This window comes from Paracidovorax sp. (genome assembly GCF_057642795.1).
In genome coordinates this window covers 24,525-43,854 of the sequence record NZ_JBXYZY010000003.1, presented here as the reverse complement: position 1 = coordinate 43,854, position 19,330 = coordinate 24,525, and the positions used below count along the sequence as shown (strand labels likewise).

Here is a 19,330-nt window from a genome sequence, read left to right as displayed (position 1 = left end):
AAGGAGGAACACCATGAACATCGGTGAAGCATCCAAGGCCTCGAAGGTCTCGGCCAAAATGATCCGCTACTACGAGCAAATCGGTCTGATCCCTCCGGCTGACCGCACCGATTCGGGCTACCGCGCCTATACCCAGGACGACGTTCACCGGTTGCATTTCATCCGGCGTTCGCGCGACCTCGGCTTCTCGGTAGCCGAGATCACGGACTTGCTGGGACTGTGGAATGACAAGTCGCGCCAGAGTGCTGATGTAAAGCGTCTGGCCCAGCAACACATCGACGAGTTGGACCGGCGCATCGAGAGCATGCTGGAGATGGCCGCGACGCTCAAGGCGCTGATCCGGTGTTGCGCCGGCGACGAACGGCCCGACTGCCCGATCCTGCACACGCTGGAGCAGCCCGATACCAGTGACAACAAGCCCGAAGCGCGCACTGGCGCAGTGCCGCGCCGCGCGCGAGCCAACGCAGCAGGAAAAAAGCCGCGTGCGCACTGAGCAGCCAGGAGAGATATGCCCAAAATCACAGTCTTGCCCCATCCTGAACTGGCTCCCGAGGGAGCCGAACTGAACGTGCCAGCAGGCACTTCGATCTGCGAGGCCCTGCTGGACAACGGCATCGAGATCGAGCATGCCTGCGACATGAGCTGTGCCTGCACGACCTGTCACTGCATCGTGCGCAAGGGGTTTAATTCTCTAAACGAAGTCGAGGAGTGCGAGGATGATCTGCTCGACCGGGCCTGGGGACTGGAGGCGCAGTCGCGGCTGAGCTGCCAGGCCATCGTTGCGACCGAAGACCTGACCGTCGAGATCCCCAAGTACACGATCAACCATGCCAAGGAGAACCACTAGGAGCCTGCGTGCTGCCTCAGGCGCACCGGCCTGCGGCAGGGTTGCTCTGGCAGATGGAGGACTGACGGCATTGCAGCCAGATAACCAACCCGTGGGCCAGACCAACCCGCGAGCCAGGTGTCTACACTCCCTTTGCACGGTCGTCGGTTAGGCTGGAAAGGTCATCAACGTCCTTAAATCCGTGACGGCCGGCCCATGGAAAGTCACACAGGAGAAGTCCTGCATGTCTGCGCCCAAGCTAGCCACGCTCTACCGAATGGTCATGCCCGGCCATACCTGCCCCTACGGGCTGAAGTCGCTCGATCTGCTCAAACGCAAGGGCTACGAGGTCGAGGACAAACACTTGGCGAGCCGCGAGCAGACGGATGCGTTCAAGAAGGAGCATGGCGTCGAGACCACGCCCCAGGTCTTCATAAACGGGCGGCGCGTGGGCGGCTACGACGACCTACGCAAATTCTTCGGCATGTCCGTGAAGGACAAGAACGCCGTGACCTACACCCCTGTGATCGCGCTGTTCGCCATGGCGGCCGCGATGGCGCTGGCGGCGAGCTGGGCGGCCTTCGGCCAGCTCTGGAGCATTCAGGCGGCAGAGTGGCTCGTGGCCTTTGCCATGTGTCTCCTGGCGCTGCAGAAGCTCAAGGACGTGGACGGCTTCGCGACGATGTTCCTCAACTACGACCTGCTGGCCAAGCGCTGGGTTCGGTATGCCTATTTCTACCCGTTCGCGGAGGCCATCGCAGGCGTCCTGATGGTCGCGGGCGTGGGGATGTGGGTGTCGATTCCGTTGGCGCTGTTCATCGGGACCGTCGGGGCCGTGTCGGTTTTCAAGGCGGTCTATGTCGATCGCCGGGAACTCAAGTGCGCCTGCGTGGGCGGGGACAGCAACGTGCCGCTGGACTTCGTGTCCCTGACCGAGAACCTGATGATGGTGGCGATGGCCCTGTGGATGTGGGCCAAGGTCGCCTACCTTGGGATGCACTGAGCGCCGCGCCAGATATGGCGCAGCGCACGTGCTCGCATCGGCCGTCCTGTGTGCATGCCGGCCACGACGCGGTGTTACTGCGCGCGCGGCGGGAAGCCAGCTTCGCTCAGGGCCGCGGCGATCTGCTCTTGCGAGGCCGAGGTCTGGACCTCGACACGGCGGGTCGGCGGGTCCGTAACGATCTTGGCGTTGGGGTCGATCGTTTGGATCGTTTTCGTCACAGTGCGGGCGCAGCCGCCGCAGGTCATGTCTTCGAGATGGAATTGCATGGAAAACTCCTTTCGGGTTGGGATGCTTAAAGTTTGATCCTTGCCACGGTTGGAAGGTCAAGCGCTATTTGCATCCCCGCCACACCAACCTGCCGAATGTTCATAGGGGCAAGGCCGTGGTGCTCTTCACGCGGTCCAGCACGAAGCTGGTCTTGCAGTCTTGCACGCTGGGGTGCTTGAGCAGCGTATCGAGCACGAAGCGGGAGTAGTGGGCCATATCTCTGACGACCACCCGCAACAGGTAGTCCATGTCGCCGGTCAGCGCGTGGCACTCCACCACCTCGGGCCAGTTCTGAACCGACGCGCGGAACACGTCCATGGGGTTGCGCTTGTGCGAATCAGAGTGCTTTTCGAGGCGCACGTTCAGGTAGGCCGTGAGGGTGAGGCCGATGCGTTCGGGGTGCACCAGGGCCACATAGCCGGCGATGACGCCAGCCTCTTCGAGGCGGCGCACCCGCCTCAGCGTGGCCGAGGACGACAGGCTTGCGTGTTCGGCCAGTTCGTCGAAGGTGGACCTTCCATTGCGTTGCAATGCATCAATAAGGCGTCTATCCGTACCATCAAGGACTATTTCTGTGCTCATTTCTTTCACCACGCAGGAATCAGGCATCAAGAAGTCTATTTGCAATTGATTTTGCAGAAATGATGTGCGGGCTTTTTCTTACCATCTAGGGTGTCCAGATTTCCACCCCAAACCCAAGAGAGACACCCCTGATGACCGACCTTTTTGACAACCCGATGGGCCTGTGCGGCTTTGAATTCGTCGAGTTCGCCTCGCCGACGCCCGGCGTGCTGGAGCCGCTGTTCGAGAAGCTCGGCTTCACCGAGGTGGCCCGGCATCGCTCCAAGGACGTATCGCTCTACCGCCAGGGCGACATCAACTTCATCGTCAACCGCGAGCCTAAAAGCCAGGCGGCGTATTTCGCGGGCGAGCACGGCCCCAGCCCCTGCGGGCTGGCGTTCCGCGTCAAGGATTCGCACAAGGCCTACCACCGCGCGCTGGAGCTGGGCGCGCAGCCGATGGACATTCCCACTGGCCCGATGGAGTTGCGCCTACCGGCGATCAAGGGCATCGGCGGCGCGCCGCTGTACCTGATCGATCGCTTCGAGGACGGCAAGTCCATCTACGACATCGACTTCGAATTCCTACCCGGTGTGGATCGCCGTCCCAAAGGCCACGGCTTCTCGATCGTCGATCACCTCACACACAACGTCTATCGCGGCCGCATGACGTACTGGGCCGACTTCTACACGAAGTTCTTCAACTTCCAGGAGATCCGCTACTTCGACATCAACGGCGAGTACACCGGCCTGGCTTCCAAGGCGATGAGCGCGCCGGACGGCCTGATCCGCATCCCGCTGAACGAGGAAGCACGCCAGGGCGGCGGCCAGATTGAGGAATTCTTGATGCAGTTCAGCGGCGAGGGCATCCAGCACATCGCCCTGCTGTGCGACAACCTACTCGATGCGCTCGACCGCGTGCAGATGGCCGGTATCCCGCTGCTGACCGCCCCCAACGACATCTATTACGCAAACTTGGAAAAGCGCCTGCCCGGCCATGGCCAGCCCGTGCCCGAGTTGCAGGCGCGCGGCATTCTGCTCGACGGCACGACCGAAGGCGGCCAGCCCCGCCTGCTGCTGCAGATATTCTCCGAGCCGCTGCTTGGCCCGGTGTTCTTCGAGTTCATCGAGCGCAAGGGCAACTACCGCGAGGGCTTCGGCGAAGGAAACTTCGGCGCCTTGTTCGAGTCGATGGAACGCGACCAGATCAACCGTGGCTCGTTGGAAATCAACCCGGCCTGATTTGGGCTTTTCCATGAAGGCAGAGCGCCTTCGGTCCTACATCTCGCGAGCCCCTCTGTGGGCTCGCGCTACTTTGGCGTCAGTACGGCCTTAGCCGCTCAAGCATTGAGCGGGTTGGGTTCGGCGTCACGTTCCGAAACAGTTGCTACCACTCTTGACTTGAGTTAATATATGAACATATGTATTCTTATTCAGATACACCGATGGCCTTTTTCCTCGCCCTGAAGAGGGACCCAGCACTACCTCGCCCCCTCTAAGCGCACTTCGGCAGCAATGCGCCGTGGCCAACCCAATGACCAGGATTGCTGAAGGACGTGCCCATGGAACTTCGTCATTTGCGCTGCTTCGTGGCTCTCGCCGAAGAGCTGCATTTCACCCGTGCTGCGGAGCGCTTGCACATCGAGCAGCCGCCGCTGTCCCGCACGATCAAGGAATTGGAAGACGAACTGGGGGTGCTGCTCTTTGACCGCGATCGGCGGGGAACGCGGTTGACGCCAGCGGGTACCACCTTCCTTCAGGACATTCGCCGGCTGTTCACCAACCTGGAGCAGGCACGAGAAAACGTCAGGGCGATCGCCGCAGGCCTAAGAGGCAGCGTGCGCATCGCCATCTCCGATGGCGCCATCGACCCGCGGCTGTCTGCACTTCTTGCCCTGTGCCGCCAGGAGGAGCCGGAGATCGAAATACGGCTCTCCGAGGTCACCCTGGCGGAACAGTTGCGGGGGCTGCGATCCGGCGACTTCGCGATCGGTTTCGCACACACTGCGGACGTCGGCGACGGACTGGTGACGGAGCCCATCTGGCAGGACCCGCTGGTGGTGACCTTGCCGATCCGGCACCCGTTGCTGGCCCACAAGGAAGTGTCGCTACGTGAACTCGTGAGTTACCCGCTGGTGATGTGCGATCCGCAGCTTTGCGAGGGCTACTGCCGCGAATTGACCCGGCTGCTACATCCCCTGGAGCGCGAGTCCACCATCGTTGAGCATGTCTCGTCGCTGGACATGATGCTCACGTTGGTCGGAGCTGGTTACGGCATCGGCTTCGCAACGGCGACCCGAATCGCGGTATGCCAACGTCCCGACGTGGTGATCCGGCCGTTGGCGCTCGATTCGGCCGTCATCATCACCTACCTGCTTCGGCCCGAAGGCGGTAGCGGACTATCCGTTCCCGTAGAGCGCTTCATCGAGCGTTTGCGTTCGCCAAAGAGCGATTAGCTACGGCGCCTGCGCCACACCCGGCGTCACGCATCGCCCTGAAGGTAGAGGTTGCGCTCCGTGGCCGTCATCAGTTCGGCCGAGCTGATCTTGAGAGCCAGGGAAATTTTTAGAATGAGAGCGAGTGTCGGCATGTGCTCGCCGCGCTCAATCTTGCCCATGTGCGAACGCGCGATCCCCGCCAAGCCCGCGAACTCATCCTGAGCAATCCCCTGATCCAGGCGAGCGGCTCGCACCGCTTGCCCGAACGCCAACGCCGGTGCGGACTCATAGGTGGTTACTCCGGCGGGCCGTCCAGGCCGAATAGTGCGCTTCTGCATTCGCAGAAGCGTCATGGAATCACTGATCTTTAACCACGTTAAAGATATCTCTTTAGTATGATGTCGGTAGATCTTTTCGATCCCCTCCCGCCGCCTCTTTGGGGGTATCCATGCATGACGTCATCAGTCCGCCCCCGAATTTCACACTCGCCATAGCGCCAGGTGTACCGTCTTCACGGCTGTCGGCGCTGCTTGCACTGCAGCGAGCGCAGGAGCCGGGCGTCGCGATGGCCGTGCGTGAAGTTTCGGATCAAGAGTTGATGACGGGCCTGCAGGAGGGCCGCTACGACGCGGGACTATCTCTTAGCGGTGCGGGGGATCACCTGACGAGTAGCCGGAGGCTATGGTGCGAAAGCATGGCCGTTGCGATACCACCGCGGTCCCGCTTAGTTAACCAGGCGAAGCTCACCATCTCAGATCTTCAGGATTATCCAATCTATCGCTGGCGGGTGGAGGCTTGCCCCTTGCTGGACGAGAGGTTGGCCTCCCTCATGCCAGTGGACCAAGAGAACATCCTGTCTGCAACTTCATTCGAGATGATGGCGCTGTGGGTCTCATCCGGCTACGGCATCGGCGTATGCGCGCAATCGCGCATCGAGCGTGCCCATCAATGGGGGATCGGCATGCGACCGCTCGCCGATGGCCCCTACAATATCGTGACGTACCTCCAACGGCCCCACGCGCAAGCCGATTCTGCTGCCAAGCGGTTCGAGCGTAGAGCGCTACAGATTGCTGGGGAAGGTGCAAGGTGATGGGCCTACGGCCGGAAGCGTCATCCCGGCCATAGGCTGACCCGTGGATTAGGTTCCCTCGATCACCACAGCGCTGTCCACTAGCCTACGAACGCTCTGCCGCACATCTTCCGGGACGGGCTGCGGGGCGACGGCCTTGGGCACATCCTCGTGATGCTGGTAGTCGCCCATGATGACCCGTACGATCGCCGGCACGTTGGTCGGCGTGACCGCATCGATGGCGGCGCGATCGCCCAGGTCAGGGTGCGGCTGGGTCAGCATGCGGTAAAGTCCCCAAGAATCCGCGTGCGGGCACTGGTTCATGAGCACCTGGGCCAGCCTGTGTTTGAGCGGCACCAGTTGCCAGTCCGGAACACGCTGTCCCCGATTGCCAAGGCTGATAGCCAGCAACTTTCCGGCTTTCAGTTCGCGGTTGATCTGGTCCTTGGACTTCCCGGCCAGCTTGCCGAACAACGGGACCGGCAGGCTGTTCGGCGACTCATAGATAGCCAGCATTTCCTCGCGCTCGCGCTGGATCGCGGACACTTCCGGCTCTGGGACATGCACCGGAGGCGGCGGCAGATGCGACAGTCTCCGGAACGTGATTCCGCCGCTGCTCGAAGTGACGACAATGGGCGTTGCGACAAGGGACTGCACGCCGGGCACAGGGGGCTCGGCCACGATGGGGGCCGCACCCACCGCCTCTTCCACTTCTGCCATCGCAGGCACCCCATCGATGCGGATGGTCAGGTGTGCGCTCGCAGCTTCTACCTCGCCCTGTTCGAGCAGGTCGAGGCGATCGGCCCAGTCCTGCATCATCCGGCGCCTCGGCTCCACGTATTTGGCGTGGTTGTAGGCCGAGCTGACCTTGTTGGGGTCGGAGTGCGATAGCTGTGCATCCACCCAAATTTTCGGATAGCCGATTTCGTTGAGCGCCGTCGAGATGGTGCCGCGGATGCCGTGCCCGGTCAGGCGCCCCTCGTAACCCATGAGCTGCAAGGCCTTGTTCAGCGTATTTTCGCTGATGCGCTTCTTGAGTTCGCTGGTATGAGCCAACAAGTACTTCTGCGCCGGCCGCATCGCGCTCAGAAGATAGCGCACGATCTCGATGGCCTGCAGAGAGAGGGGCACGATGTAGGGCGGCACGTCCTGCGGCCGCTTACCGGCCTTGCGCATTTCGTCCTGGAGCTGCTTGACGAATTGTGGCGGGATGATCCACAAGCCGCGGTCGAGGTCGAACTGCTCAGGCTCGGCCAGCCGCAATTCGCCCGTCCGCACCCCAGTTAACAACAGCAGCCGCACACCAAGCTGGGTCTGCCAGCCGCGGGGGGTGTAGAGCCGAAGCTTCTGAAGGAACTCGGGCATCTCGGGCAGGTGCAGATAGGGATTGTGGGTCACCGGGGGCTTGGGTTCGGCCACCACATCCAGGTCAGCAGCAGGGTTGACCTCCAAGCCCTCGGCAACGACCAAGGCATAGCGGAACATCTGGTTGAACCAGGTGCGAACCTTCTCGGCGGTGGTGAACGCTTTGCGCTTCTCGATCGCCGCCAGAACTCCCAGGAGCTGAGGGCGGCGAATGTCGTAGATCGACATCTTCCCTAAGGCGGGCAGCACGTCCTTGTTGAAGATGCGCAGAATCTGCGACAGGGTGCTCTGGCGGCCTTCCTTGAGTTCCTTGCGGCGATGCTCGACCCAGGCATCAAAAACGTTCCTAAAGGTGTATTCACCCGCCAATTTGGCCGCGTGCCGGCGCTGGTCACGCTCGATTTGCGGATCAACCCCCCTGGCAAGCAGGGCTTGGGCCTTATCCCGCTCGGCGCGGGCCTCGCGCAAGCTGAGGGCAGGATATCCGCCCAGGGACATACGTTTTTGCTTGCCCAGCCAGTAGTAGCGAAACATCCACGACTTACCGCCTGCAGCAGAGACCATCAGGCCCAGGCAGTCATTATCGGAGAGGGTGTAGCGTTTTCCGGTGGTTCTTGCCTGCCGGACGGTCAGATCAGAGAGTGCCATTTCGAGGCTCCTAAGTAATGACTTAGGCCCTATGCTCGTCATGGTTCCCGCTCAGCCCCAGCAACTATCCGGTAGCCGTCCCACCCGTATTCTTGTGCCTCAATTGGTCACTCAAAAACGGTAGCTGTGGGTGGATTTCCGTGGCGCTCGCTGGAATGGAAAAAGGGGCCGAAGCCCCTTTTTTCAATGACTTACAGACGTCAGTAGAAGTCTGTAGATCATAATTTGGAGCGGGAAAAGAGTCTCGAACTCTCGACCTCAACCTTGGCAAGGTTGCGCTCTACCAACTGAGCTATTCCCGCATTTACCGAAGCCTCACATTGTACAACGTTTGCATCGATGGGATGAATTGTAGCGCAATTTTTAGGTCGCTCAACAATTTTTCGAACAGATGAAGATCAGTGCTTCACGGAGTCCGGAGCGCCCGCCTGCGGCTTGTCCACGGCCGCGGTCGCCACGGCCGCCGCAGCAGCCACCTCTTCGTCCGTCAGCGCGATGGGCTTGCGCTCGAGGGCTACTTCCAGCACCTTGTCGATCCAGCGCACCGGAACGATGTTCAGCCCCTGCTTCACGTTGTCGGGAATCTCCTGGAGATCCTTCACGTTCTCTTCGGGGATCAGCACCGTCTTGATGCCGCCGCGCAGAGCCGCCAGCAGCTTCTCCTTGAGGCCACCGATCGCCGTCACCTCGCCGCGCAAGGTGATCTCGCCGGTCATGGCCACGTCGCCGCGCACCGGGATACCGGTCAGCGCCGACACGAAGGCCGTCGCCATCGCGGCGCCGGCGCTCGGACCGTCCTTGGGCGTGGCGCCGTCAGGCACGTGGATGTGGACATCACGCTTTTCGAAGGCTTCGTCGCGGATGCCCAGCTGGCGTGCGCGGCTGCGGACCACGGTGCGCGCGGCCTCCACCGATTCCTTCATCACGTCGCCCAGCGACCCGGTGCGGGTGATCACGCCCTTGCCGGGCATGGTCGCCGCCTCGATGGTCAGCAGATCGCCGCCCACTTCGGTCCAGGCGAGGCCGACCACCTGGCCGACCTGGTTCTGCTCCTCGGCGCGGCCATAGGTGTACTTGCGCACGCCCAGGTAGTCGGGCAGGTTGTCGGCCGTGACCACCACCTGCGGCTCCAGCTTCTTGAGCTGCAGGCCCTTGACCACCTTGCGGCAGATCTTGGAGAGCTCGCGCTCCAGCGAACGCACGCCGGCTTCGCGGGTGTAGTAGCGCACCACGTCGCGCACGGCCTCTTCGGTCACGCGCAGCTCTTCGTCCTTGACGCCGTTGTTGGTCAGCTGCTTGGGCAGCAGGTAGCGCATGGCGATGTTGGTCTTCTCGTCCTCGGTGTAGCCCGAGAGGCGGATGACCTCCATGCGGTCCAGCAGCGCCGGCGGGATGTTCATCGAGTTCGACGTGGCGACGAACATCACGTCCGACAGGTCGAAATCCACCTCGACGTAGTGATCGCCGAACTTGTGGTTCTGCTCCGGGTCCAGCACTTCCAGCAGCGCGCTGGAGGGGTCGCCGCGGAAATCAGTGCCCAGCTTGTCGATCTCGTCGAGCAGGAAGAGCGGATTGCGCGTGCCGACCTTGTTCAGGCTCTGCAGCACCTTGCCCGGCATGGCGCCGATGTAGGTGCGGCGGTGGCCGCGGATCTCGGCCTCGTCACGCATGCCGCCCAGCGCCATGCGGACGTACTTGCGCCCCGTGGCCTTGGCGATCGACTGGCCGAGCGAGGTCTTGCCCACACCCGGTGGGCCGACCAGGCACAGGATGGGCGCCTTGACCTTGTCCACGCGCTGCTGCACCGCGAGGTATTCGAGGATGCGGTCCTTGACCTTGTCCAGGCCGTAGTGGTCTTCGTTGAGCACTTCCTCGGCATTGGGCAGGTCGTGCTTGATCTTGGTCTTCTTGCTCCACGGCAGGCCCGTGAGCACGTCGATGTAGTTGCGCACCACGGTGGCCTCGGCCGACATGGGCGACATCAGCTTGAGCTTCTTGAGCTCGCCTTCGGCCTTCTTGCGCGCCTCGGCCGGCATCTTGGCGGCCTTGATCTTCTTCTCGACTTCTTCGATGTCGGCGCCCTCTTCGCCTTCGCCGAGTTCCTTCTGGATGGCCTTGACCTGCTCGTTCAGGTAGAAGTCGCGCTGGTTCTTCTCCATCTGCCGCTTCACACGGCCGCGGATCTTCTTGTCCACGTTGAGGATGTCCACCTCACGGTCGAGCTGTTCGAAGAGGTTTTCCAGGCGCAGCTTGACGTCGGCGAGGTCCAGCACGGCCTGCTTGTTCTCGAGCTTGAGCGGCAGGTGCGCGGCGATGGTGTCGGCCAGACGGCCCGGGTCGTCGATGCTGGAGATCGAGGTCAGGATCTCCGGCGGGATCTTCTTGTTCAGCTTGACGTACTGGTCAAACTGCTGCATCACGGCGCGGCGCAGCGCCTCGATCTCGCTGGGCTTGTGGCCGTCATCGGTCGCCTCGACCGGGCTGACAGTGGCGGTGAAGTGGGTCTCGGCGTCCTCGATGGACTTCACCACGGCGCGCTGCTGGCCTTCCACAAGTACCTTCACGGTGCCGTCGGGCAGCTTCAGCATCTGCAGGATGGTGGAGACGCAGCCCACGTCGAACATATCCGACACCAGCGGCTCGTCCTTGGCGGCAGCCTTCTGCGCCACCAGCATGATGCGGCGGTCGCCGTCCATGGCCAGTTCCAGCGCCTTGATGCTCTTGGCACGCCCGACGAAGAGCGGGATCACCATGTGGGGAAAGACCACCACGTCGCGCAGGGGCAGGAGCGGCAGATCGAGTGGGGATGAAGGCAGGGGGGTGTGTCCGGACATGGAAATCCTCATGAAGCTCTGTGGAAGGTGGTCCGCAGACGTAAATTTTCAACCCTCGGCATGACGGCATGTCTCCAATACCGCCGCCGAAGGCTCATGCAGGGGGCACACCCGGGGGCCCCGCAGCACGATGGCGTCAGGCCTTCTTGGCCGCCTCGCGATAGACCAGCAGCGGCGGCTTGTTCTCGTCGATGGTCGATTCATCCACCACGACCTTCTCGACGTTCGTGGCATTGGGCAGGTCAAACATGGTGCCGATCAGCGACTGCTCCAGGATGGAACGCAGGCCGCGGGCGCCCGTCTTGCGCGCCAGCGCCTTGCGGGCGATAGCCTTGAGCGCGGCCGGGCGGATCTCCAGATCCACGCCTTCCATCGACAACAGCCGGCTGTACTGCTTGACCAGCGCGTTCTTGGGCTCGGTCAGGATCTCGACCAGCGCGTCTTCGCTGAGCTCGGCCAGGGCCGTGACGACCGGCATGCGGCCGACCAGTTCGGGAATCAGTCCGAACTTGATCAGGTCTTCCGGTTCGATCTCGGTGAAGACTTCGGTCAGCGAACGCTGCTTCTTGCTCTTGACCGATGCGCCGAAGCCGATGCCGGAGGCTTCGGTACGGTTCTCGATCACCTTCTCGAGGCCAGCGAACGCGCCGCCGCAGATGAACAGGATGTTGGTCGTGTCGATCTGCAGGAAGTCCTGATTCGGGTGCTTGCGCCCGCCCTGGGGCGGCACGCTGGCCATGGTGCCTTCGATCAGCTTGAGCAAGGCCTGCTGCACGCCTTCGCCCGACACGTCGCGCGTGATGCTGGGGTTGTCGGACTTGCGCGAGATCTTGTCGATTTCGTCGATATAGACGATGCCGCGCTGGGCGCGCTCGACCTCGTAGTTGCAGCTCTGCAGCAGCTTCTGGACGATGTTCTCGACGTCCTCGCCTACATAGCCGGCCTCGGTCAGCGTCGTGGCGTCGGCCATGACGAAAGGCACGTCCAGCATGCGCGCGAGGGTCTGGGCGAGCAGCGTCTTGCCGGAGCCGGTGGGGCCGATCAGCAGGATGTTGCTCTTGGACAGCTCGACGTCGTCCTTACCGGCCTTGTCCTTGTGGCGCAGGCGCTTGTAGTGGTTGTAGACCGCCACGGCCAGCGTGCGCTTGGCGACATCCTGGCCGATGACGTAGTTATCCAGGTTGGCCTTGATCTCTGCGGGCGTGGGCAGATCGCCGCGCGTGTCGCGCACGCAGTCGCCTGCGGGCAGCTCATCGCGAATGATCTCGTTGCACAGGTCAATGCACTCGTCGCAGATAAAGACAGACGGACCGGCGATCAGCTTCTTCACTTCATGCTGGCTTTTGCCGCAGAAAGAGCAGTAGAGGGTTTTTTCGCTGGAGGAGCCTTTTTTCTCGGCCATGGGGGCAATGCCTTATGACAGGGGAAGTGTCAAGATGATAACGAAATAAAAAGCGGCGCCTCCCCTCGTGGGGAAACGCCGCTCTCGACGGTGAGGGGCGATCAGGGACGCTTGGCGATCACCTGATCCACCAGGCCGTAATCCTTGGCTTCGTCGGCGGTCAGGAAGTAGTCGCGCTCGGTGTCGGCCTTGACCTTCTCCAGCGGCTGGCCGGTACGTTCAGCCAGGATACGGTTCATCTGGTCCTTCGTACGCAGGATATCCCGTGCATGGATCTCGATATCCGTGGCCTGGCCGCGCGCGCCGCCCAGCACCTGATGGATCATGATCTTGGAGTTGGGCAGCGAGAAGCGCTTGCCCTTGGCGCCGGCCGCCAGCAGGAAAGCGCCCATGCTGGCTGCGAAGCCCACGCACATGGTGGACACGTCGGGCTTGATGAACTGCATGGTGTCGTAGATCGCCATGCCGGCCGTCACGCTGCCACCGGGGGAGTTGATGTAGAAGGAGATGTCCTTATCGGGGTTCTCGCTCTCCAGGAACAGCAGCTGCGCCACCACCAGGTTGGCGGTTTGGTCATTGACCTCGCCCACCAGGAAGATGATCCGCTCCTTGAGCAGGCGCGAGTAGATGTCGTAGGACCGCTCGCCGCGGCCCGACTGCTCGATGACCATGGGCACCATGCCCAGAGCCTGTGTTTCCAGTGCGCTCATGTTTACTCAACCCTTGTTTGTGCGGTCGGACAATACTGTATCCAGAAATGATTTGGGGCTTGCGCCGCAAAGCACAAGCCCCTTCCAAACGGCGTCAGCCCGGAGCAGAACCCTGGGCGATGCGCCGCTTCATCAGCCCTGCTGGCCCATCAGCTCGTCGAACGAGACGGCCTTCTCGGACACCTTGGCCTTGCTCAGCACGAAGTCGGTCACATTGTTCTCGACCACGACGGCTTCCACTTCAGCCAGACGCTGACGGTCGCCGAAGTACCAGCGCACCACATCTTCCGGCTTCTCGTAGCTGGCAGCCAGCTCATCGACGTGAGCCTTCAGCTGCTCGGGCTTGGCATGCAGGTCGTTGGCGCGGACCAGTTCGGCCACCACCAGGCCCAGGCGCACGCGGCGCTCGGCTTGCGGGCGGAACACGTCATCCGGGATCTCGGCCTTGTCGGCGTCCTTGATGCCGCGCTGCTTCAGGTCGGCACGGGCACCTTCCAGCAGGCGGGCGATTTCGGCCTGCACGCTGGCGTTGGGCAGGTCCAGTTCGGACTTGGACACCAGCGCGTCCATCACGGCTTGCTTGTTGCGGGCCAGGATGCGGAACTTGACTTCGCGCTCCAGGTTCTTCTTGATGTCGGCGCGCAGGCCGTCCACGGTGCCGTCGGCGATGCCGAGCGACTTGGCCAGCTGTTCGTTGACTTCGGGCAGGTGTGCGGCTTCGATGTTCTTCACGGTGACCAGGAAGTCAGCCGTCTTGCCGGCCACATCCTTGCCGTGGTAGTCAGCGGGGAAGGCCAGCGGGAAGGTCTTGCTTTCACCGGTCTTCATGCCGCGCACGGCGTCTTCGAATTCCTTGAGCATCTGGCCTTCGCCGACCAGGAACTGGAAGTCTTCGGCCTTGCCGCCCTGGAAGACTTCACCGTCGATCTTGCCTTCGAAGTCCACGGTCACGCGGTCGCCATCTTCGGCGGCCGAGCCCATGGCGCGCTGCGCGAAGGTGCGACGCTGCTTGCGCAGGATGTCCACGGTCTTGTCGATGGCGCTGTCGGTCACTTCGGCCGTGAGCTTCTCGACTTCGGCTTCAGACAGGTCACCGATCTTGACGTCGGGGAACACTTCGAAGATGGCGTCGAAGGTCACCTGGCCTTCGGGAGCGCCTTCCTTCTCGGTGATGCGGGGCTGGCCGGCCACGCGCAGGTTGGCTTCGTTGGCAGCCTGGGCGAAGGCTTCGCCGACCTTGTCATTCAGCACCTCGTACTGCACGGAGTAGCCATAACGCTGGGCGACAACGTTCATCGGCACCTTGCCAGGACGGAAGCCGTCCATCTTGACGGTGCGGGCCAGGCGCTTGAGGCGCGCGTCCACTTCGGACTGGATGCTGGTGACGGGCAGGCTCAGCGTGATCTTGCGCTCGAGCTTCTCAAGGGTTTCAACAGTAACTGCCATGGCTCTTCCTAGATTTGAATGGATGAACGCGTGCGGCCGCCTCGTTGCGGCGGCCGCTTGCGTGGTGCGCGGGGGGGGACTCGAACCCCCACACCATTGCTGGCGTCAGGACCTAAACCTGGTGCGTCTACCAATTTCGCCACCCGCGCATTTCTTCAGACAAACAGGCGGCAGGCAGTGCCAGCCATCTGTGTGAAATTGGTTAGCCCACGATTTTAGCCTTGTCGGCGCGAGGCCGGCTCAAACGGCCCGCGCGGACTCGTCTTCGGGCCTGCGCACGCGGAACCAGGCGGCATACATCGCGGGCAACGCGAGCAGCGTGAGCACGGTCGCCACGATCAGCCCGCCCATGATGGCCACGGCCATAGGCCCCCAGAACACGCTGCGCGAGAGCGGGATCATCGCCAGCACGGCCGCCGCCGCGGTGAGCACGATGGGCCGCAGCCGGCGCACGGCGGATTCGACGATGGCATCCCACGCGGGCACGCCGCGCGCGCGGTCGCTCTCGATCTGGTCAATCAGGATCACCGAGTTGCGCTGGATCATGCCCATGAGCGCGATCACCCCCAGCAGGGCCACGAAGCCGAAGGGCCGGCCAAGCACCAGCAGGGCGCCGGCCACGCCGGCGATGCCCAGCGGCCCGGTCAGGAAGACCAGCATCGCGCGGCTGAAGCTCTGCAGCTGCAGCATGAGCAGCGTGAACACGATGAACAGCATGGCCGGCAGCCCGGCCACGATGGAGGCCGAGCCCTTGGAGCTCTCTTCCACCGCACCCGCCACCTCGATGCGGTAGCCGCCCTGGCCTGCGGCATGCCAGCCGGCTTCGAGTTGGCGCAGCGAAGGCAGCAGCGCATTGGTGACCGTGGCGCCCTGCAGCCCCTCGATGACGTCGCCCTGCACGGTGATGGCGTAGTCGCGGTTCTCGCGCCACATCACGCCCGGCTCCCAGGTGAACACCGGCTTGGCCACCTGGGTGAGCGGCACCGAGCGCCCCGAGGCAGTGGGCAGGTAGGCATTGGCCACGTCGGTGATGGCGCGGCGCTCGTCCAGGGGCTGGCGCAGCACGATGTCGATCAGCCGATCGCCCTCACGGTACTGGCCCACGGTGCTTCCAGCGAAGGCCACGCGTGCGGCCTGGGCGATGGACTGGCTGGTCACACCCAGGGCGCGTGCCTTGTCCTGGTCCACCTCTAACCGCATGACCTTGATGGACTCGTTCCAGTTGTCGTTCACGCCGCGCATCTGAGGATGCTCGCGCATCAGCTTGCGCACTTCATCGGCGTGCTGGCGCAGCACCCCAGGGTCGGGCCCGATCACGCGGAACTGCACGGGGTACGCCACAGGCGGGCCGTTGGGCAGCAGCTTGGTGCGAGCACGCGCTTCGGGGAATTCCCGCGCCAGCAGCTGCGGCAGCGACTGGCGCAGCTGCTCACGCGTGGTCAGGTCGCGTGGCACCACGATGAGCTGCGAAACGTTGGACTGCGGAAAGATCTGGTCCAAAGGCAGATAGAACCGGGGCACGCCCGACCCCACCCAGGTGCTGACCGTGTTGACGCCGGACTCCTGGAGCACCCGTTGCTCCACGCGCCGGGTGACCTCTTCGTTGGCCTCAAACGAGGTGCCCTCGGGGAACCACAGGTCCACCAGGATCTCGGGCCGGCTCGAATCCGGGAAGAACTGCTGCTGCACGCGTCCCATGCCGACGATGCCCAGCGCGAAGGTCAGCAGCGTGGCACCGATGGTGATCCAGCGGTGCCGCACGCACCAGTTCACCATGCGGCGGAAGCGGTTGTAGAAGGGGCTGTCGAACACGTCGTGGTGGACATGGCCATGCTCTTGGGCCCCGGCCCCCTCGACAGCTTCGGCGGTGCCTGCGGCCGGAGCGTGATGGGCCGGGCGGCGCAGCAACAACATGCCCAGGTAGGGCACGAAATAGACCGACGCGAACCACGAAATCACCAGCGCGATCACGGTGACCGCAAAGATGGCGAAGGTGTATTCGCCCGTGATCGACTTGGCGATGCCGATGGGCAGAAAGCCCGCGGCCGTGATGAGCGTGCCCGTCAGCATGGGCATGGCGGTGATCTCATAAGCGAAGGTGGCCGCGCGCAGCTTGTCGTAGCCCTCCTCCATCTTCAGCACCATCATCTCCACCGCGATGATGGCGTCGTCCACCAGCAGGCCCAGGGCAATGATGAGCGAGCCCAGCGAGATCTTGTGCAGCCCGATGTTCCAGTACCACATGGCCAGGAAGGTGACCGCCAGCACCAGCGGAATGGTGATGCCCACCACCAGCCCCGGGCGCACGTCGAGCGTGTAACGGCGCCAGAGAGGCTGCGGGCCGGGGCGCTTGTGCAGCCCCAGGCTCAGGAAGCTCACGGCCAGCACGATGACCACGGCCTCGATCAGCACCTTGACGAATTCGCCCACCGAATCGGACACGGCGCGGGGCTGGTCCTGCACGTTCACCAGCCGCACGCCGGCCGGCAGCGTCTTTTCGATGCGCGCCGTGGCTTCGTGCAGCGCCTTGCCCAGGCGCACGATGTCGCCGCCCTTGGCCATGGAAACACCCAGCGCGATCACCTCGCGCCCCTGGTGGTGCACCTTCTGCGTGACCGGGTCCACATAGCCGCGCCGGACTTCGGCGATATCGCCCAGCCGCAGCTGCGCGCCCGAGGCGCCGCGGATCGGCATCGTGCGCAGCTGCTCGACCGAATTGAACTGCCCGCCCACGCGCAACTGCACCTGATCGAGCGGCGTCTGGATAGAACCCGCGCTCTCCACCGCGTTCTGCTGGCCCAGCTGCGCCAGCACCTGGTTCATGTCCAGCCCCAGTTGCGACAGGCGGCTCTGCGAGATCTCGATGTAGAGCTTTTCGTCCTGCACGCCGAACTGCTCGACCTTGGCCACGTCGCGCACGCGCAGCAGCTGCTGGCGCACCTCGTCGGCAAAAGCCTTCTGCTCGGCATAGCTGAAGCCGTCGGCCTCCAGCGCGTAGATCACGCCATAGACGTCGCCGAAGTCGTCGTTGAAGAACGGCCCCTGCACGCCCTGCGGCAGCGTGTAGCGCATGTCACCGATCTTTTTGCGCACCGTGTACCAGACGCCCGCCACCTCGGCGGGCGGTGATGAATCCTTCAGGTTCAGGATGATCATCGACTCGCCCGGCTTGGAATAGCTGCGGATCTTGTCGGCGTAGGGCACCTCCTGCAGCGTGCGTTCGAGCTTGTCGGTGACCTGCTCGGCCACCTGCTGGGCCGTGGCGCCGGGCCAGTTGGTGCGCACCACCATCGCGCGGAAGGTGAAGGGCGGGTCCTCGTCCTGGCCCAGCTGGAAATAGGCCCCCACGCCCAGCAGCAGCAGGGCGACCATGAGGTAGCGCGTGAGCGCCACATGCTCCAGCGCCCAGCGCGAGAGGTTGAAGCGCTTGCGCTCGGGAGGGGGTGCGGAAGGCGAATGGGCGTCGGCGCCGTGCGCCGGATCGGGCAGCTGCGTCATGCGGCGCTCCTATCGGCTGGCCGCCGGTGCGGCGGCAGCAGCTGCGGATGCAGCGGCATCGGAGGCTGCTGCGTTTTTCATAGCAGGCTGCGCTTGCCCTGCCTGGGCTCGATCCTGTTTCGACTCATAGACCGACACCTTTTGCCCCGGCGACAGCACATGCACGCCCGTGGCCACCACCTGCTGGCCGGGCGTGAGACCCGCGGCAATCACGACGTCGTTGCCGTCGGCCGTGGCGATCTGCACGGGCTGCGAGCGCACGGTGCTGGTGGCGGGATCGAACACCCACACCGCCGTATGGCCGCCTTCCTGGCGCAGCGCGCTGGTGGGCAGCTTCAGGGCCTGAACGCCCTCGCGGCCCAGCGCCTTGGGGCGGACATAGGCCGTGGCGCCCAGCGGCGGCATCTCCGGGCCTTCGATGGCCACCTTGACCAGAAAGGTGCGCGTCACTGGGTCGGCACTGGCCGCCACCTCGCGCACCCGCCCGGTAAAGGACTCGGCATCGCTCCAGATGCGCACGCCCACCGGCTGGCCCGGCTTCAGCGCGGCGAACCGGTCCTCGGGCACCGAGAACACCACATCGCGCGGCCCATCCTGCGCCACGCGCACCACCGGGGTGCCGGCGGCCACCACCTGTCCCGGCTCGGCATCCACCGAAGTGACCACGCCGGCCGCATCGGCCACCAGCCGCGTGTAGCCCGCCTGGTTGCCCTGCGAGGTGAGCTGCGCCTGGGCCTGGTCCAGCGTGGCCTGAGCGGATTTGAGCGTGGCCTCGCGGCGCTCCAGCTCCGCCCCGCTGATGAAGTTCTGCGCCTTCAGCGCGGCGTAGCGCTGCAGGTCCGCCGCGGCCAGATCGCGCTGGGTGCGCGCGGATGTCACCTGCGCGCGGGAGGCATCGGCCGCCAGCTGGTAGTCGCGCGGGTCCAGCTGCGCCAGCACCTGGCCGGCCGCCACCCGCTGGCCCAGCTGCGCCTGCCGCTCGGCGATCTTGCCGGCCACACGAAAGCCCAGGCGCGACTCGACACGGGCGCGCACCTCGCCCGCGTATTCGAGCTGCGCATGCAGCGGCGCGGCGCCCACGGTGATGAGCTTGACCGACCGCATCGGCTCGGGCGCGGGCTCCTTGGGCGAGCACCCCGCCAGCAGCGCCAGCGACAAGGCCCCCGCCAGGGCCACGGCCAGAGGAATGGAACGCACACCGGCGGATCGTGCGACCCGCAGGGCGGGCTGCCGCGCAAGAAGTGAAGTCATGGGAAGGCTT

16 protein-coding genes and 2 tRNA genes are annotated in these 19,330 nt (G+C 63.8%); 6 read left to right on the top strand and 12 right to left on the bottom strand.

The genetic code is table 11. The features are described from left to right. Positions 1-13 precede the first annotated feature (13 nt). The 3 genes from cueR (at position 14) to AC3A84_RS04000 (ending at position 1,829) form a co-directional block, all read left to right on the top strand. Positions 14-493: a Cu(I)-responsive transcriptional regulator gene (gene cueR / locus AC3A84_RS04010; protein WP_003821164.1), complete on the top strand. Its 480-nt coding sequence runs from the start codon at positions 14-16 to the stop codon at positions 491-493. A 15-nt stretch (positions 494-508) separates the two neighbouring features. Then, complete coding sequence (fdx, locus tag AC3A84_RS04005; protein ID WP_003821165.1) at positions 509-847, top strand: ISC system 2Fe-2S type ferredoxin; 339 nt, start codon at positions 509-511, stop codon at positions 845-847. Positions 848-1,070: 223 nt separating this feature from the next. After that, the gene (locus tag AC3A84_RS04000) at positions 1,071-1,829 is read left to right on the top strand and encodes a MauE/DoxX family redox-associated membrane protein (protein ID WP_017642570.1); all 759 of its coding nucleotides are present in this window, start codon (positions 1,071-1,073) and stop codon (positions 1,827-1,829) included. A gap of 74 nt (positions 1,830-1,903) precedes the next feature. Here AC3A84_RS04000 and AC3A84_RS03995 read toward each other — a convergent pair whose 3' ends face one another. Both AC3A84_RS03995 and AC3A84_RS03990 read right to left on the bottom strand, forming a co-directional pair. Then, positions 1,904-2,098, bottom strand: coding sequence for a heavy-metal-associated domain-containing protein (locus AC3A84_RS03995; RefSeq protein ID WP_003821167.1), 195 nt, complete (start codon positions 2,096-2,098; stop codon positions 1,904-1,906). Between the two features lie 100 nt (positions 2,099-2,198). After that, the gene (locus AC3A84_RS03990) at positions 2,199-2,681 is read right to left on the bottom strand and encodes an Lrp/AsnC family transcriptional regulator (protein WP_033471055.1); all 483 of its coding nucleotides are present in this window, start codon (positions 2,679-2,681) and stop codon (positions 2,199-2,201) included. Positions 2,682-2,812: 131 nt separating this feature from the next. On the opposite strand from AC3A84_RS03990, the gene hppD reads away from it, so the two are divergent. Both hppD and AC3A84_RS03980 read left to right on the top strand, forming a co-directional pair. Next, a complete protein-coding gene (gene hppD, locus AC3A84_RS03985) occupies positions 2,813-3,901 on the top strand; it encodes a 4-hydroxyphenylpyruvate dioxygenase (protein WP_003821169.1) in 1,089 nt (362 codons plus the stop codon). A 320-nt stretch (positions 3,902-4,221) separates the two neighbouring features. After that, positions 4,222-5,115, top strand: a complete 894-nt coding sequence (locus AC3A84_RS03980) for a LysR family transcriptional regulator (protein WP_003821171.1) — start codon at positions 4,222-4,224, stop codon at positions 5,113-5,115. A 26-nt stretch (positions 5,116-5,141) separates the two neighbouring features. On the opposite strand, the gene AC3A84_RS03975 is transcribed toward AC3A84_RS03980, so the two are convergent. Further along, positions 5,142-5,450, bottom strand: coding sequence for a helix-turn-helix domain-containing protein (locus AC3A84_RS03975; protein ID WP_017642573.1), 309 nt, complete (start codon positions 5,448-5,450; stop codon positions 5,142-5,144). Between the two features lie 95 nt (positions 5,451-5,545). Between AC3A84_RS03975 and AC3A84_RS03970 the strand changes: the two genes are divergently transcribed. Beyond that, positions 5,546-6,187 (top strand): substrate-binding domain-containing protein, encoded by a 642-nt coding sequence (locus AC3A84_RS03970; protein ID WP_023110687.1) that lies wholly within the window; start codon positions 5,546-5,548, stop codon positions 6,185-6,187. A 48-nt stretch (positions 6,188-6,235) separates the two neighbouring features. Here the strand turns inward: AC3A84_RS03970 and AC3A84_RS03965 are convergent, their stop codons facing one another. From AC3A84_RS03965 to AC3A84_RS03925, 9 genes are all read right to left on the bottom strand, one after another. After that, a complete protein-coding gene (locus tag AC3A84_RS03965) occupies positions 6,236-8,179 on the bottom strand; it encodes a tyrosine-type recombinase/integrase (RefSeq protein WP_017642575.1) in 1,944 nt (647 codons plus the stop codon). Between the two features lie 226 nt (positions 8,180-8,405). Next, positions 8,406-8,481, bottom strand: a tRNA-Gly gene (locus AC3A84_RS03960). A gap of 96 nt (positions 8,482-8,577) precedes the next feature. Then, a complete protein-coding gene (gene lon, locus AC3A84_RS03955) occupies positions 8,578-11,013 on the bottom strand; it encodes an endopeptidase La (protein ID WP_487968445.1) in 2,436 nt (811 codons plus the stop codon). 136 nt (positions 11,014-11,149) lie between these two features. Beyond that, a complete protein-coding gene (clpX, locus tag AC3A84_RS03950; RefSeq protein ID WP_487968444.1) occupies positions 11,150-12,415 on the bottom strand; it encodes an ATP-dependent Clp protease ATP-binding subunit ClpX in 1,266 nt (421 codons plus the stop codon). 101 nt (positions 12,416-12,516) lie between these two features. Next, a complete protein-coding gene (gene clpP, locus AC3A84_RS03945; RefSeq protein ID WP_092940345.1) occupies positions 12,517-13,125 on the bottom strand; it encodes an ATP-dependent Clp endopeptidase proteolytic subunit ClpP in 609 nt (202 codons plus the stop codon). Positions 13,126-13,257: 132 nt separating this feature from the next. Beyond that, positions 13,258-14,571, bottom strand: a complete 1,314-nt coding sequence (tig, locus tag AC3A84_RS03940; RefSeq protein ID WP_487968443.1) for a trigger factor — start codon at positions 14,569-14,571, stop codon at positions 13,258-13,260. A 62-nt stretch (positions 14,572-14,633) separates the two neighbouring features. Beyond that, positions 14,634-14,720: transfer RNA gene (locus AC3A84_RS03935), tRNA-Leu, on the bottom strand. Between the two features lie 91 nt (positions 14,721-14,811). Beyond that, complete coding sequence (locus AC3A84_RS03930) at positions 14,812-17,943, bottom strand: efflux RND transporter permease subunit (RefSeq protein ID WP_487968506.1); 3,132 nt, start codon at positions 17,941-17,943, stop codon at positions 14,812-14,814. Positions 17,944-18,078: 135 nt separating this feature from the next. Continuing rightward, on the bottom strand, positions 18,079-19,320 hold the full coding sequence (locus AC3A84_RS03925; RefSeq protein ID WP_487968442.1) for an efflux RND transporter periplasmic adaptor subunit: 1,242 nt from the start codon (positions 19,318-19,320) through the stop codon (positions 18,079-18,081). Positions 19,321-19,330: the final 10 nt, after the last annotated feature.